Source organism: Neorhizobium sp. T6_25 (genome assembly GCF_002968555.1).
Taxonomy (GTDB): Bacteria; Pseudomonadota; Alphaproteobacteria; order Rhizobiales; family Rhizobiaceae; genus Neorhizobium.
The window spans coordinates 46,927-61,940 of the sequence record NZ_PVBL01000016.1 but is presented as its reverse complement, the minus strand read 5'-3'; the positions used below and the strand labels follow the sequence as shown (position 1 = coordinate 61,940).

The 15,014-nt window shown below is 63.3% G+C and carries 9 protein-coding genes; 4 read left to right on the top strand and 5 right to left on the bottom strand.

What is annotated here, in order from left to right; genetic code table 11:
- Position 1 precedes the first annotated feature (1 nt).
- Complete coding sequence (locus C5L10_RS20575) at positions 2–1,231, bottom strand: FAD-dependent oxidoreductase (protein WP_105431169.1); 1,230 nt, start codon at positions 1,229–1,231, stop codon at positions 2–4.
- Positions 1,232–1,364: 133 nt separating this feature from the next.
- On the opposite strand from C5L10_RS20575, the gene dxr reads away from it, so the two are divergent.
- Positions 1,365–2,552, top strand: coding sequence for a 1-deoxy-D-xylulose-5-phosphate reductoisomerase (gene dxr, locus C5L10_RS20570; RefSeq protein WP_105431168.1), 1,188 nt, complete (start codon positions 1,365–1,367; stop codon positions 2,550–2,552).
- A gap of 34 nt (positions 2,553–2,586) precedes the next feature.
- On the opposite strand, the gene hemA is transcribed toward dxr, so the two are convergent.
- The 4 genes from hemA to C5L10_RS20550 all read right to left on the bottom strand — a co-directional run bounded on the left by hemA (position 2,587) and on the right by C5L10_RS20550 (position 7,797).
- Positions 2,587–3,801: a 5-aminolevulinate synthase gene (hemA, locus tag C5L10_RS20565; RefSeq protein WP_046637191.1), complete on the bottom strand. Its 1,215-nt coding sequence runs from the start codon at positions 3,799–3,801 to the stop codon at positions 2,587–2,589.
- A gap of 226 nt (positions 3,802–4,027) precedes the next feature.
- Positions 4,028–4,825 carry a xanthine dehydrogenase family protein subunit M gene (locus C5L10_RS20560; RefSeq protein WP_105431167.1) on the bottom strand — a complete coding sequence of 266 codons (798 nt, stop codon included), beginning with the start codon at positions 4,823–4,825 and terminating at the stop codon, positions 4,028–4,030.
- A gap of 11 nt (positions 4,826–4,836) precedes the next feature.
- Positions 4,837–7,182, bottom strand: coding sequence for a xanthine dehydrogenase family protein molybdopterin-binding subunit (locus C5L10_RS20555; protein ID WP_105431166.1), 2,346 nt, complete (start codon positions 7,180–7,182; stop codon positions 4,837–4,839).
- A gap of 126 nt (positions 7,183–7,308) precedes the next feature.
- Complete coding sequence (locus tag C5L10_RS20550; RefSeq protein ID WP_037081659.1) at positions 7,309–7,797, bottom strand: (2Fe-2S)-binding protein; 489 nt, start codon at positions 7,795–7,797, stop codon at positions 7,309–7,311.
- A gap of 312 nt (positions 7,798–8,109) precedes the next feature.
- On the opposite strand from C5L10_RS20550, the gene C5L10_RS20545 reads away from it, so the two are divergent.
- The 3 genes from C5L10_RS20545 to C5L10_RS20535 all read left to right on the top strand — a co-directional run bounded on the left by C5L10_RS20545 (position 8,110) and on the right by C5L10_RS20535 (position 14,993).
- Positions 8,110–8,373 (top strand): glycine zipper domain-containing protein, encoded by a 264-nt coding sequence (locus C5L10_RS20545; RefSeq protein WP_007759184.1) that lies wholly within the window; start codon positions 8,110–8,112, stop codon positions 8,371–8,373.
- A 167-nt stretch (positions 8,374–8,540) separates the two neighbouring features.
- Positions 8,541–10,466, top strand: a complete 1,926-nt coding sequence (locus C5L10_RS20540; protein WP_371411960.1) for an autotransporter assembly complex family protein — start codon at positions 8,541–8,543, stop codon at positions 10,464–10,466.
- 27 nt (positions 10,467–10,493) lie between these two features.
- Positions 10,494–14,993 (top strand): translocation/assembly module TamB domain-containing protein, encoded by a 4,500-nt coding sequence (locus C5L10_RS20535; protein WP_105431164.1) that lies wholly within the window; start codon positions 10,494–10,496, stop codon positions 14,991–14,993.
- The last annotated feature ends 21 nt before the right edge of the window (positions 14,994–15,014 follow it).

Sequence of the window (15,014 nt, the reverse complement as noted above, 5' to 3'; positions counted from 1 at the left end):
GTCAAAGGTTGCCTTGTTTTACCCGCACATGCTCCATGCGGAAACCGAGCCCGATCAGCCGGCCGGCCAGATGGGCGAGCAGCGGAAAGCGGGCAATGCCCCGGATGAAGGCCGGCGGCCCCTTGCGCTTCCGGTCGTCTCCCTCATCGGTGCGCCGGCTACTCCGCATCATCAACTGCAGCTTCTGTGTCGCTTTGGTCGGGAAACTGCGCCGCTTTTCGACGGCGGCGAGGTCGGCATCGGTAAGGCGCTTTTCGCGGAGCGGCGCCGCCAGGATATTGGCGGCCGCCACCGCATCCTGGATCGCCAGGTTGACACCGACGCCGCCGATCGGCGACATCGCATGTGCCGCGTCGCCGATGCAGATCAGCCCCGTCCGCCACCACTGCTTCAGCCGGTCAATGCGCACTGTCAGCAAGTTGGTGTCGTCGAAACTGCGGATCTCCTGCATCCGCTCGGCCGGCAGCGGCGAAACGTCGATCACCATCTGCCGAAAAACCTCGATGCCCTTCTCGCAGATGTCGGCGAACGTGGTGCGGCGGATCACATACCCGCATTGCCAATAGTCGCCGCGGTCGATCAGCACGAAACCCTGGCGCGGTCCGGCATGCCCCATAACCTCGTTCGGATCGCCCGGCTGTTTCGACAGCTTCATCCAGACGACTTCGCTCGGAATGCCGAAACTCTCGACATCAAGGCGTGCCTTTTCCCGTACGATCGAATTGCGGCCGTCGGCGCCGACGACAAGCGTCGAGCGGATGGTGAGCTCTCCTTCCGGCGTCTCCAGGACGAGGCCGGAGATTGCGCCCTGCTCCTCCAACACGTCCGCCCCCCTCGCCTGCATGATCAGCCGGAAGTTCGGATAATCTTGCGCCTTGGTGGCGAGAAAACTCAAAAAGTCCCATTGCGGCATGAAAGCTATGAAGCGGTTCTTGACCGGCAGCCGCGAAAAGTCTGCGATCGTGATCGTCTTCCCGCCCATTTCGGCCGAAAGCTTCGGTGCCCGCGTGTGAGGCAATTTGAGGAGTTCGTCGACCAGGCCGAGTTCGTGCATCACCTCCAGCGTCGAGGGATGGATCGTGTCACCACGAAAATCGCGCAGGAAATCGGCGTGCTTTTCGACGACCGTGACATCGATGCCGGCGCGCGCCAGCAGGAGGCCGAGCATCAGCCCCGCCGGGCCGGCGCCGGCGATCACGCAAGTCGTCTGGATTTCACGGTGTTCGCTCATCGCCCCACTTCGCGCAAAGATCATCCGTCGTGCAAGCTGCACTTGGTCGCAGCCGGGCCGAATTCAAGCCCGCTCTTGTGAGCCGTGGCTTTCGCTTGTAGACCAACGGCAGCTTTAGGAAATGGAAGACAGCATGGCCGAAACCGGCAAGCGCCGCATCAGCATCCTCGGTTCCACCGGCTCGATCGGCGTCAATACGTTGGATGTGGTGAACCAGCTCGGCGGCCGTGAGGCCTTCGAGGTCGTCGCCATCACCGGCAACAGCAATATTGCGCTTCTGGCAGACCAGGCGAAGGCATGCGGTGCAAAACTGGCCGCCACCGCCGATGACCGCCAGTATGCGGCGCTGAAAGACGCGCTTGCTGGCACCGGCATCGAGGTCGCCGCCGGCCGCGAGGCGCTGATCGAGGCGGGTGCGCGTCCGTCCGACTGGGTCATGGCGGCGATCGTCGGCACCGCCGGGCTTGCCCCGACGCTGGCCGCCGCCGAACGTGGCGCCGATATCGCGCTCGCCAACAAGGAATGTCTGGTCTCCGCCGGCGAACTGTTCGTCAGGGCGGTCACTGAGGGCGGCGGGCGGCTGATCCCGGTCGACAGCGAACACAGCGCCATCTTCCAGTCGCTCGAAGACGACCAGCACCACGCGGTCGAGCGCATCGTGCTCACCGCCTCCGGTGGGCCTTTCCGCACCTGGAGCCGCGAACAGATGGCCGGCGTTACCGCGGATATCGCGCGCGCCCATCCCAACTGGTCGATGGGCCTGAAAATCTCGATCGGCAGCGCCTCGATGTTCAACAAGGCGCTGGAGATGATCGAGGCGAAACATCTCTTCGATCTGCGGCCGGACCAGATCGAGGTGATCGTCCATCCGCAATCCGTCATCCATTCCATGGTCGGGTACAGGGACGGGTCGGTGCTGGCGCAGCTCGGCTGTCCGGACATGCGCACCGCGATCGGTTATGCGCTCGCCTACCCGAACCGCCCGGCGCTCGATGTCGAGCGGCTGGATTTCGCCAGGCTCGCAAGGCTTGATTTCGAGGCGCCGGACGAGGTTCGTTTCCCCGCGCTGAGACTGGCTCGCACGGCTCTGGAACGCGGTGGCGTACAGGGCGCGGTCATGAACGCGGCCGAAGAGATCGCCTTCCACGCCTTCTGCGCCGGCCGCATCGGTTTTCTCAACATGGCGGATGTCGCCGAACAGGTGATGGACGACATGGCGGGCTATCCGCCCGCCGCGACGATGGATGAGGTTTTCGCGGCCGATGCCGAAGCAAGGCGCCGCGCCGGAGAGATCGTCGCGCAAAAAGAAATGGCCGCGTAAGCGGCCATTCGTGATCCGGATCTTTGTCGATCGTTCAAGCCACGTGCCGCGCCAGCGCGCAGCGCGACCAGAGCTGGTGCAGCGAGCCGACCAGGTGTTCGATGTCCGCGTCGCTATGCAGCGGCGTCGGGGTGATGCGTAGGCGTTCGGTCTTGCGCGGCACGGTCGGATAGTTGATCGGCTGCACATAGACGCCGCAGGTATCGAGCAGGATGTCCGAAATCCATTTGCACTTCGCCGCATCACCGACCATGACCGGCACGATATGGCTCGGGTTGTGCATGTGCGGAATTCCCTGTTGATCCAGCATCGTGCGCAGCTTGCGGACACGATCCTGATGGCGGACCCGCTCGAAAGGGCTTGCCTTCAGGTGCCGGATCGAGGCGATCGCCCCGGCTGCCAGCGTCGGCGGCAGCGCCGTCGTGAAGATGAAGCCCGAAGCGAACGAGCGGATGAAATCACAGAGCGCGGTCGAAGCGGCGATATAACCGCCCATCACGCCGAAGGATTTGCCGAGCGTGCCTTCGATGATCGTCAGACGGTCCATCAGGCCTTCGCGTTCGGCAATGCCGCCGCCGCGCGGGCCGTACATGCCGACCGCATGCACTTCGTCGAGATAGGTCATCGCGCCGTATTTGTCAGCGAGGTCGCAGATTTCCTTGATCGGCGAAATGTCGCCATCCATCGAATAAATGCTTTCGAAGGCGATCAGCTTCGGCGCGTTCGGATCGGCTGCCGCCAGCTTTGCCTCGAGGTCGTTGAGGTCGTTGTGCTTCCAGATCACCCGCTCGCACTTGGCGTAGCGAATGCCCTCGATCATCGAGGCGTGGTTCAGGGCGTCGGAGAAAATGATCAGGCCGGGGATCTTCTGGCCAAGCGTGCCCAGCGTTGCCCAGTTCGACATATAGCCGGAATTGAAGATCAGCGCCGCTTCCTTGCCGTGCAGGTCCGCGAGTTCCTGCTCGAGAACCACGTGGTAGTGCGTCGTGCCAGAAATATTCCGGGTGCCTCCCGCACCCGCGCCACAGTGATCGATGGCTTCTTTCATTGCCTCGATCACGGCGGGGTGCTGGCCCATGCCGAGATAGTCGTTGGAACACCAGACGGTCACTTCCTTCGGACCATCGGGAGTATGGCGCGTGGCGCGCGGAAAATTGCCGCGATGTCTCTCGAGATCGGCGAACACCCGGTAACGGCCTTCGCCGTGAAGACCGTCCAGTTCGCTCTTGAAAAATGCCTCGAAGTCCATGCTCACACTCCAGAACCTGCCTTGGTTTTGATTTCAGCCGCGCTTTTCGTCAACCCCGGACAAAGCGAATAGAACCAACCTGCGGCAAAAGGCCCCCTTTTTTTGAATTATTCCAATAAAAAGGTAAGCGATATCGAAAATGTGAGAATTGATCCAAGTCAAGCAGCAGGAAAGAAGAGCGGCCCTCGCCGCTCTTCCCGGCCTTTTCCGGCGATCTCGATTCGCCTCACCCGGCAGAGATGACCGCCCTTTTTGCCATGACCTTGACCAGATTGGCGCGGTATTCCGCGTTGGCGTGCATGTCCGACATCAGGTTGGAGGCATCGACCGCGACACTGCGCAGCGCATCCGCCGACCAGTTGGAGGCCAGCGCCTGCTCGAAGCCGGGATGGCGGAAGACACCTGACGAGCCGGCGCCGGTCACTGCCACGCGCACGCCGCCGGCGGTCTTGGCCACGAACACGCCGGTCATCGCAAAACGCGAAGCCGGGTTGTTGAACTTGGCATAGCCCGCCTTTTCCGGCGCCTCGAAGGTGACCGACGTCACCATCTCGCCCTCCTCCAGCGCGGTATCGAAAAGGCCGGTGAAGAAATCGTCCGCCGGGATCGAACGCCGGTCGGTGACGATGGTCGCGCCGAGCCCGAGCAGGCCAGCGGGATAATCCGCCGCCGGGTCGTTGTTGGCGATCGAACCGCCGATCGTGCCCATGTGGCGCACATGCGGGTCACCGATATGGCCCGCGAGCTTGCAGATCGCCGGACAGATGGCGGCAAGCTCCCGCGAAGCCGCCACATCCGCATGCGGCGTGGCAGCCCCAATCGTCACCTTGCGGCCGTCGATCGAAATCCCGCGCAGCGTCGGGATATGGCGAAGGTCGATCAGGTCGCTCGGTGCGGCGAGCCGCTGTTTCATGGTCGCGATCAGGGTCATGCCGCCGGAAAGGTATTTGCCCTCCTCGTTGGCGGACTTGAGCTTGACGGCATCTTCCACCGAGGATGCACGATGATAGCTGGTAGCATACATGTCTGTTCTCCTCAGTGAGCCGCGTGCAATGCCTGCCAGACCTTCATCGGGGTCGCCGGCATGGTGAGCTTGTTATGGCCGATCGCATCGGTGATGGCGTTGATGAGCGCCGGCGGCGAACCGATGGCACCCGCCTCGCCGCAGCCCTTGATTCCGAGCGGATTGCTCGGGCAAGGCGTGTTCTGATGCGAAAGCGTGAACGATGGCAGATCGTCGGCGCGCGGCATCGCATAATCCATGTAACTCGCCGTCAGCAGCTGGCCGTTCGCATCATACTGCACGTTCTCGAGCAGCGCCTGGCCGATGCCTTGGGCAATGCCGCCATGCACCTGGCCCTCGACGATCATCGGGTTGATGATGTTGCCGAAATCGTCCGCCGCGACGAACTGGACGATGTCCGTCTCGCCGGTATCCGGATCGATCTCCACCTCGGCAATGTAGCAGCCGGCCGGGAAAGTGAAGTTGGAGGGATCGTAGAAGGCGGTTTCCTTCAAGCCCGGCTCCATGCCCGAAGGCAGGTTATGGGCGGTGTAGGACGCGAGTGCCACCTGGAACCACGGCACCGACTTGTCGGTGCCTGCGACCTTCAGCTCGCCGTTCTCGATGACGATATCCTCCTCGGAGGCTTCCATCAAGTGCGCGGCGATCTTCTTCGCCTTGGCCTCGACCTTGTCGAGCGCCTTGACGACCGCCGACATGCCGACCGCGCCGGAGCGCGAGCCGTAGGTGCCCATGCCCATCTGCACCTTGTCGGTATCGCCATGGACGATGCTGATGCTGTCGATCGGCACGCCGAGACGGCCGGCAACCAGCTGCGCGAAGGTCGTTTCATGCCCCTGGCCATGGCTGTGCGAGCCGGTCAGCACTTCGATCGTGCCGACCGCATTGACCCGCACTTCGGCGGATTCCCATAAGCCGACCCCGGCGCCGAGCGAACCGACCGCAGCCGACGGCGCGATGCCGCAGGCTTCGATATAACAGCTCATGCCGATACCGCGCTTTTTGCCTTTGGCTTCGGATTGCGACCGCCGGGCGGCAAAACCATTCCAGTCGGCCGCCTGCATCGCCGCATTCAGCGACGCTTCGTAATCGCCCGCGTCATAATTCATGATGACGGGCGTCTGGTAGGGGAAGGTGCGGATGAAGTTCGTCCGGCGCAGTTCCGCCGGCGAAACGCCGAGTTCGCGGGCCGCCGTCTCCATGGTCCGTTCCAGCAGATAGGTCGCTTCCGGACGGCCGGCGCCGCGATAAGCGTCGACCGGCACCGTATTGGTATAGACGGTGCGGACATTGGCGTGGATCGCCGGGATCGCATACTGGCCGGAGAGCAGGGTCGCATAGAGATAGGTCGGCACGGCCGAGGAGAACAGCGACATATAGGCGCCGAGGTTGGCGATCGTATCGACCTTCAGCGCCGTGATCCGGTTGTTCGCGTCGAAGGCCATCTGCACCTTCGAGACGTGGTCGCGGCCATGCGCGTCGGTCAGAAACGCCTCGGTGCGGTCCGATGTCCATTTCACCGGCACGCCTGTCTTCTTCGAGGCCCAGAGACAGATGATCTCTTCCGGGTAGATATAGATTTTCGAGCCGAAACCGCCGCCGACATCCGGCGCGATGACGCGCAGCTTGTTTTCCGGCGCGACATTATAGAAGGCGCTCATCACCAGTCGCGCCACATGCGGGTTCTGGCTGGTCGTGTAGCAGGTATAGTGATCTTCCGCCGTATCGTAGATGCCGAGCGTGGCGCGCGGCTCCATCGGGTTCGGCGACAGGCGGTTGTTGAGGATCTCGATTTCGGTGACATGCGCGGCTGCCGCAATCGCCTTGTCGACAGCATCCGGTTCGCCGATCTGCCAGTCGAAGATCAGGTTGCCGGGCGCTTCCGGATGGATCTGCGGCGCGCCGGAGGCGAGTGCTGCAACGGCCTCGGTCACCACCGGGAGCTGTTCGTAATCGATGACCACGGCTTCCGCGGCATCGCGCGCCTCGCCGGAGGTATCGGCGACAACGATGGCGATCGCGTCGCCCACATAACGCACGGTATCGACCGCGAGCGGATGCCAGGCGCCCATCTTCATCGGCGACCCGTCCTTCGAATGGATCATCCAGCCGCAGATGAGATTGCCGATGCCGTCCGCCTGAAGCTGCTTGCCGTCGAGCACGTCGATAACGCCCGGCATGGCCTTCGCCGCGGTCGCATCGATATTGCCGATCTTCGCATGCGCATAGGGACTGCGGACGAAACAGGCATATTTCATGCCCGGTACGGTCATGTCGTCCGTGTAACGGCCCTTGCCGGTCAAGAAGCGTTTGTCTTCCTTGCGGGTAACGCGTGCACCGATTCCTTCAACACCCATGTTCATCTCCTCCCGAGATGGTGATTAGTGATGGAAAGTGAGTAGGAGTTAGTCGGTAGTGAGTAGTTCAGGGGCTGAGATGCGGCCACTCGGACCGCCAATCACCAGCGACTACTCATTATCCACTCACTCAGCGGCCTGACGCCCCGTTGCCATTTCGGCATCGGCGGCAAGGATCGCCTTGACGATGTTGTGGTAGCCGGTGCACCGACAGATATTGCCTTCGAGCCCGGCGCGGACCGTCTCTTCGGTCAGCGTCCCGCCTTCGCGGTTGATCAGGTCGACGGCCGTCATCACCATGCCGGGCGTACAGAAGCCGCATTGCAGGCCATGATGCTCCTTGAAAGCGGCTTGAACCGGATGCAATTCGCCCTGGCCGGCGAGACCCTCGATCGTCGTGATCGTCGAGCCGGATGCCTGCACCGCCAGGATCGAACAGCTCTTCACCGAATGGCCGTCCATATGAACGACGCAGGCGCCGCACTGGGTCGTATCGCAGCCCACATGCGTTCCCGTCAGACCAAGCTTTTCGCGGATGAAATGCACGAGCAGGGTGCGGTCCTCGCACTCGCCGCTCATCGCGCGGCCGTTCACGGTCAGCGTCACTTTCGTCATATGATCCTCCTCATGTCCCTCCCGGACACGCCCGTCATCATTTGCTTTTTTACCTAAGGGATCAACCGCTACTTTCTAGGGAAATGGCAATATTTTGGTCGGCAGCCGGACGAGCGGCCACCCTCCGCTTCCATCGAATGCCGAGTAACTATCGGCAAACCAAAACAAAAATCGATGCGCAAAATATCGAGCTCATATGGACTCTTGTTCGCCGCGACCTATTGTTCCCATTGATGGCTGTTGAATTGACCCGCGGAAACGTTCGGGGTCTGCGAGACGGCCGGGCAGATGAAGAACAAACAGGAGGATCTCATGAAGAAGGCCTTGGTGCTTTTGATGGTCGGCGCTTCGCTCGCGAGCTGCACGGCAACTGAACAGGGCGCCGGCATCGGCGCAGCATCCGGCGCCGTGATCGGCGGCCTGGCTACCGGCAACGTCCGCGGCGCGGCCGTTGGCGCTGCGATCGGCGGCGTTTCCGGCGCATTGATCGGCTCGGTCGCCGAACAGCCGGGACAGTGCTACTACCGTGACCGTTATGGCCGCCGCTATATCGACAGCTGCCCGCGCCGTTACTAATAAACGGCTGGATTGCAGAAAAACTGTGGCCCCGGAGCACACTCCGGGGCTTTTTCTTTCATGAAATCATCACGAAGGGGTACCCGGCTTCGTCTTTTGCAGTTAGATAGTCCGCTTCGTCGGATGCTATGAAGGCTTCCAGCCGGGGGATCCACAGCAGTTTGCGTATGCGGAACGAAAACACTGGGCGGACAGAAAAGCGGAGGTTGAGGGGGGCCGGTACAGCCACGATGCTCGCCGCTGCACTTCTCGTTTCCCCGCCGCTTTCCGGCAACGCCTACGCTTTCAAACTCTTCGGCATCACGCTCTTTGGCGACGACGAAGACAAGGTCGAGGTCATCGATCCCGTCCGTTACGACGCGACGCTAGAAGCCGGCAATGCGGACAAGGACCTCAAAAAGCGTCTCGAATCCGCCGCCTCCCTGATCACCGACGAAAAGCAGCCGGTCTCCGGCGATCTCGGCGTCATCATCAAGGCGCGCGAAGACCGCGACCGGCTCGTCGCCGTGCTCTACGAAGAGGCCCGTTACGGCGGCACCGTGCATATCTCCGTCGCCGGAACCGATATCGACCGCCTGCCGCCCAACCCTGCATTCGACCATGCGGCACCCGTGCCGGTCACGGTCCGCGTCGATCCAGGCCCGGTTTTCAAACTCGGCTCGGTCCGTTTCGAGGGGGACGCCGTCGGCCGCGATCCGGAAAAATACGATCTCGTTGCCGGCGGCGCTGCGGGTTCGCGGCTGATCCTGAAGGCCAGCCAGCAGCTTCTCGTCGATTTGAAGGACGAGGGCCGTCCGCTCGCAAAGCTGACGGAGCGGCAGGTGACGGCCGATCACCGCACTAACACGATCAACGTGGTGCTCGGTGCGATCGGCGGCACCGTGGCCCCGTTCGGAGCTGTCGCCGTCAAGGGATCGCGCACCGTCGATGCCGCCTTCATCAGCCGTTATTCGCGGCTCGACAAACATGGACAATATTCGCCCGTACAATTGAAGAAGGCAAACGACCGCCTGCGCGAGCTCGGCGTCTTCTCGAGCGTGACGATCCACGAGGCGGACAAGCTGGCGCCGGACGGTTCGTTGCCGCTGACGATCGAGGTGTCGGAAGGCAAGCATCGTTATTTCGGCTTCGGCGCCGAATATTCCTCGATCGATGGCGCCGGCCTCGAAGGATACTGGGGCCACCGCAACCTCTTCGGGGAAGCGGAATCGCTGCGCATCGAAGGCAAGGTGTCCGGCATCGGCGCCACCACCGACGTCACCACCTTCGATTATTCCGCCGGGATCATCTTCACCAAGCCTGGCGCTTTCGTGCCCGAAGCGACCTTCGAATCCCGCCTGGAAGCCAAGAGTGAAACGCCTGACGTCTACGAGGCGCAGACCATCATCTATTCGGCCGGCATCACCTACGAGCTGAACGAGACCGACAAGCTCAAGGGCGGCGGCGAGATCGCCTATATCGACGCCGACGATGCGTTCGGCAACAACCAGTACCTGACGCTCAGCCTGCCGATCAGCTTCGAGCGCGATGCGCGGGACAACAAGCTCGACCCGACCAAGGGATATTACGCGACCCTATCCGCCAAGCCGAGCTACGAACTGATGAACGGCACGATCTTCTCGTCGTTCGAGGGCTCGATCTCGGGCTATCTCGGCCTCGGACAGGAGGACAACATCGTGCTCGCCGCCCGTCTGGCCGCCGGAACGCTGGTCGGCGGAAGCGACCTTGAAAGAATCCCGGCGACACGCAGATTCTTCGCCGGCGGCGGCGGATCGGTGCGCGGTTACGCCTATCGGGAAATTTCGCCCTATAACAGCGCCGATGAAGCGACGGGCGGGCGGTCCTATACGCTGGGATCTTTCGAGGTGAGGGTAAAAGTGTCAGAAAACATAGGCATTGTACCTTTTGTCGACATTGGTACGGTATCGACCGGAATCGTGCCCGATTTTTCTGATATACGTGCTGGTGCAGGGATCGGCGTGCGATATGCCACGCCTTTTGGACCGCTCAGACTGGACGTTGCAATTCCCTTGCAGCGCTATGACGGCGGTAGCCAGTACGGTATCTATGCGGGCATAGGACAGGCATTCTGAAAGGCAGTGAAGGGTAGCGTTTAAGGCATGATGCTGATGGTACGCCTGTTGAAATGGGTCTTGAAGGCCGCGCTTGGCGTGGTCGCGATCCTGTTCGTCATGGCCTTGGGCGTCTTCCTTTTCGTCGCCCTCACCCCGGTCGGCGGACGCGTCGCCGCGGACCGCATTTCCGCCATCGTCTCCACACCCGACCGCGGCATCTCCTTCACCCGGCCGGAAGGCCTTCTGACCGGCGACCTGCGTATCGATGCCCTTACGCTGTCCGACGATGCAGGCCCCTATGCCCAGATCGGCGGCATCAAGATCGACTGGTCGCCGACATCCCTGGTGACCGGGGTCTTCCGCGCCGAGCACATTTCGGCCGACACCGTCAATTTCATCCGTGCGCCGCGGCCGCCGAAAGCGCCCGCCCCGACACAGACGGCATCGACGGGCTCCTCCGGCTCGCCCTTGCCGGTCGGCATCCGCGTTGCGCAGATCGACCTGCCGGACATCAATCTCTCCCAGGCATTTTCGGGACGGGACTTCTCCCTTTCGGTGAAGGGATCGATCGACGCGACCGGGCCCGACATTTCGCTCGACCTGCAGGCGACCCGCAAGGACGAGCCGGACGCCAGGGCTTCTGCCGACGTGGTCTACGCTCCGTCCGAAAATCGCCTGACCCTCAAGGCTGCCGTCTCCGAGCCGCAGGGCGGCCTGCTCGCCCGCCTTCTGCGTCTGCCCGGCACCCCAGCGGTCGAACTTGCGCTCGATGGCGAAGGACCTCTTTCCGATTGGGCCGGCAAGTTGAAGGGCAGCGTCGGCGGCACTCCCGTCATCGCGGTCGACGGCAAACATCTGCTGGTCGAAAACGGCAGGCACAGGGTGGAGGTGACCGGCGGCGGCCAGCTGTCGACGCTTCTTCCGCCCGCCTTTCGTCCGCTGTTCGGCGGCACGACCGATATCAACATCGCCGCGATCTATGCGCCCTCCGGCCGCGTGGATATCGAACGCGGCGATCTCACCTCCGGCGCCGTGAAGATCGCCGCCAAGGGGGCCTGGGATCCGACGGGCGACAACAGCCTCACCGCCAGCCTCAACGGCGTGAAGGGGCCGGTCGATTTCGTCTGGCCGATCAGCGGTCAGGAGAGCCGCTTCTCCTTCGAAAGCATCAATTTCACGCTGACCGGAGCATCCACCTCGGCGCGCTTCAACGCGACGGCGGCACTCAGCGCCGCCGAACTGCCGCAGGGGCGCTTCGGCCAGATCCGCCTGCAGGCGGAAAGCGAAGACCTCAACCTCATCAGCCGCTCGGGCAGCATCCGCAGCCGTTTCACCGTCGCCCGCACGGATTTCGCCAATGACGATCTCGACCGGGTGATCCGCGGGCCGGTGACCTTGGATGCGCCGCTCAGGCTCGCACCACCGGCGATCGGTCTGGATGCGGCGACTTTCGACAGCGGCAACGTGAACGGTACGCTTTCCGGTGCCTATGACATGTCGAAACAGGCGGTCACCGGCAATTTCCGGGTTTTCGCCAATCCTGCCATCCTGCCGCCGGGACTGGTTTCCAAGTTCGAGGGCAAGCTTTCCGCTGAAGGCTATGTCAATATGGTGAACGGCGGTCGCATCAGCCTCGAGAACTTCGTGATGCGCTCGAACGCCATCGAAGCGCACGGAAACATGCTGCTCGACAATAGGACTGTCACCGGGCGCCTGGCCGGCCGCGTGCCGGATCTGAAGCGTTGGCTGCCGGAGGCCGAGGGGGCTGCCGGTTTCGACATCTCCGCCAAGGGGCCGTTGACTGCAATGGGCGTCAGGGCGGTGGTCAATTCCGCCGACGCGCGACTGGTCGGCCGCAAGCTCCAGGACATGAGCTTCATCCTGGAAGGCACCGCCGATCCGAACGCACCCAAGGGCAAGCTGACCGGCACGGGTTCGCTCGACGGCCAGCCGATCCGCGTCAATGCCGACGTCGCCTCCGTCCAGGGCCGCACAAGCGCGCCGGCGATCACCGCCGAGATCGGCCCGAACAAGCTGACCGGCGCCTTGAACTTCTCTCCCGCCTTCCTGCCGGAAGGCCAGCTCACGTTCGATTTCCCGGATGTCTCCCTGCTTGCGGCACTTGCGGCCCAGCAGGCCCAGGGCGACCTGAAGGGAACGGTAATGTTCAGCAATACCGGCGGCAAGGCCGGCGCCGTGATCCGGGCTTCCGGCAAGGCGCTTCGCCGCGGCACGATCGAGATCGCCCAGCCGAATATCGACCTCGCCATTGCCGACATCAAGGCGATTGCGGCCGAGGGAACGGTCCGTGCCACGCGCATCGGCGCCGGCTCGGTCGGCATCAACGACGTCAACCTCGGCGTTAGCCAGGGGGGCAACCGGACCAACTTCAACCTCGCCGCCCAGTATGACAACGCGCCCCTCACCGCGGTCGGCGATATCCAGACCGGCGCCGATATCTCGGTCGGCATCGAGAGCTTCGCAGCAGCGCCGCGTAACATCCCGGTTCGGCTTACTGCCCCGACCCGCGTCGCGGTCGCCAACGGCGGTGCGCGTCTCGCCGACCTCACCATAGCAACCGGGTCCGGCAGCGTCACCGTCAACGGCACGGCCGGCACGGCACTGGACTTGACCGCCAATATCAAGGCGCTGCCCGCCAATCTCATCAACGCGTTCGTCCCCGCGATCAACGCCGCCGGCATCATATCCGGCACGATAAACGCCACCGGTGCCGCGTCTGCCCCTGCCATACGTTACGATTTAGAATGGAGTGATGCACAGCTTCGCCAGTCGCGCGATGCTGGCATCAGTCCGTTTCGAGTCCAGGCAAGCGGCAGCTTCGCCAACGGAACAGTCACGTTAGACAAGACCCGCCTGACGGGCTCCGGCGGCCTCGATCTCTCGGCTGCCGGCAAGGTCATCCTGAAGGACGGCATTCCCGCCCTCGACATCAACGCCCGCGCCAATGCCGTGCCCGCCAGCCTGGTCAACGCGTTTGCGCCGAGCCTCGGCGCCCGCGGCACGATTTCCGGCACGGTTACCGCGACGGGAACGCCGCAAGCTCCCGCTGTCCGTTATGATCTGCGCTGGGCCGATGCCGGTGTTGCGCAGACCACGTCCGCCGGGGTCGCGACTTTCAACATCACCGCCGGCGGCACGTTTCAGAACGGCACCGTCACCCTCGACACCCGCCTTTCGGGCGGCGGCGGCGTCTCGTTGTCGGGCGGCGGCTCGATCTCGCTTGCGGGCCAAAAGCCGCTCAATCTGAAATTCAGCGGGAAACTGCCCTTCTCGATCCTCGCCGGGCAGATGGCCGCGCAAGGCTTCGTCCTGGAAGGCACCGGCAATGTCGACCTCGCGATCGGCGGCACGGCGGCGGCGCCGGCGATCACCGGCACGGCATCCTCGTCCGGCGCAAGGCTGGTGGATGTCCGGCGCAATCTCGCCCTGACGGATCTTGCCGCCAATGTCGCCTTCGATGGCAAAAGCGCCAATATCTCCAGGCTCACGGGCAAGCTTTCGGGTGGCGGCACGGTTTCGGTCCAGGGCTCGGTCGGCATCACGCCGGGCTCTGGCTTCCCGGCCGACCTCAGGATCACTCTGGCTCAGGCAGCCTATGCCGATGGCGCGCTTTTTGCCGCTACCGCCGACGGCGCCCTGACCATCACCGGCCCTCTGACCTCAGGCCCCGTCCTCGGAGGCCGCGTGACACTGACCAAGGCGGCGATCACCGTGCCCGCCCGCCTGCCGACATCGCTTTCCGCCATCGATATCCGCCACCGCAACGCACCGCCCGACGTGCTGCGGCAGATGGAAAAGATGCGGCCGAAGAGCGCCAGCGGCAGCTCGAACCCGATCGCCCTCAACCTTCAGATCAGCGCACCGAACGGCATCTTCGTTCGCGGGCGGGGCATTGACGCCGAACTCGGCGGCGAGCTGACCGTGACGGGCACGGCGATCGCACCGGTCGTCGCCGGCGGCTTCGAGATGCGCCGCGGCCGTATCGTGATCCTCGCCAAACGTATGGATTTCACCGATGGCGACATAACCTTCGGCGGCGGCCTGATCCCGGTTCTCAACATGGAGGCGAACACGACCTCCGCCTCGACGACGATCACGGTGAAAGTCACCGGCGTCGCCAACGATCCGACGATCGCCTTCTCCTCCTCGCCCGCCCTGCCCCAGGACGAGGTTCTGGCGCGACTGATCTTCGGCCAGTCGATGTCGCGGCTGTCGCCGCTGCAGATCGCCCAGCTTGCCGATGCGGTCACCCAGCTTGCTGGCGGTGGCTCCACATCGCTGCTGGAAACGTTGCGCAGCAATCTCGGCGTCGACGATCTCGACATCAACACGGATGCAACCGGCCAGACCACCGTGTCGGTCGGCCGCTACATCAACAACCGCACCTATATCCAGGTCGAGCAGGGCGGCGAGAGCGGCGCGGAAGCGACGATCAATCTCGATCTCGGCCGCGGTGTTAAGCTCAAGGCCGGCGCAGGGACCGAAGGTGGCAAGGCCGGCATCTTTTATGAGCGCGAATACTGATCTCGCATATTTCGTTTCATT

What these genes read in the sequence shown, in the direction of transcription:
- dxr (WP_105431168.1), top strand. Translation starts at nt 1,365, where the DNA reads ATGGCCGAAACCGGCAAGCGCCGCATCAGCATCCTCGGTTCCACCGGC.
- C5L10_RS20535 (WP_105431164.1), top strand. Translation starts at nt 10,494, where the DNA reads ATGATGCTGATGGTACGCCTGTTGAAATGGGTCTTGAAGGCCGCGCTT.
- C5L10_RS20560 (WP_105431167.1), bottom strand. Translation starts at nt 4,825, where the DNA reads ATGTATGCTACCAGCTATCATCGTGCATCCTCGGTGGAAGATGCCGTC.
- C5L10_RS20575 (WP_105431169.1), bottom strand. Translation starts at nt 1,231, where the DNA reads ATGAGCGAACACCGTGAAATCCAGACGACTTGCGTGATCGCCGGCGCC.
- hemA (WP_046637191.1), bottom strand. Translation starts at nt 3,801, where the DNA reads ATGGACTTCGAGGCATTTTTCAAGAGCGAACTGGACGGTCTTCACGGC.
- C5L10_RS20545 (WP_007759184.1), top strand. Translation starts at nt 8,110, where the DNA reads ATGAAGAAGGCCTTGGTGCTTTTGATGGTCGGCGCTTCGCTCGCGAGC.
- C5L10_RS20550 (WP_037081659.1), bottom strand. Translation starts at nt 7,797, where the DNA reads ATGACGAAAGTGACGCTGACCGTGAACGGCCGCGCGATGAGCGGCGAG.
- C5L10_RS20540 (WP_371411960.1), top strand. Translation starts at nt 8,541, where the DNA reads ATGCGGAACGAAAACACTGGGCGGACAGAAAAGCGGAGGTTGAGGGGG.
- C5L10_RS20555 (WP_105431166.1), bottom strand. Translation starts at nt 7,182, where the DNA reads ATGGGTGTTGAAGGAATCGGTGCACGCGTTACCCGCAAGGAAGACAAA.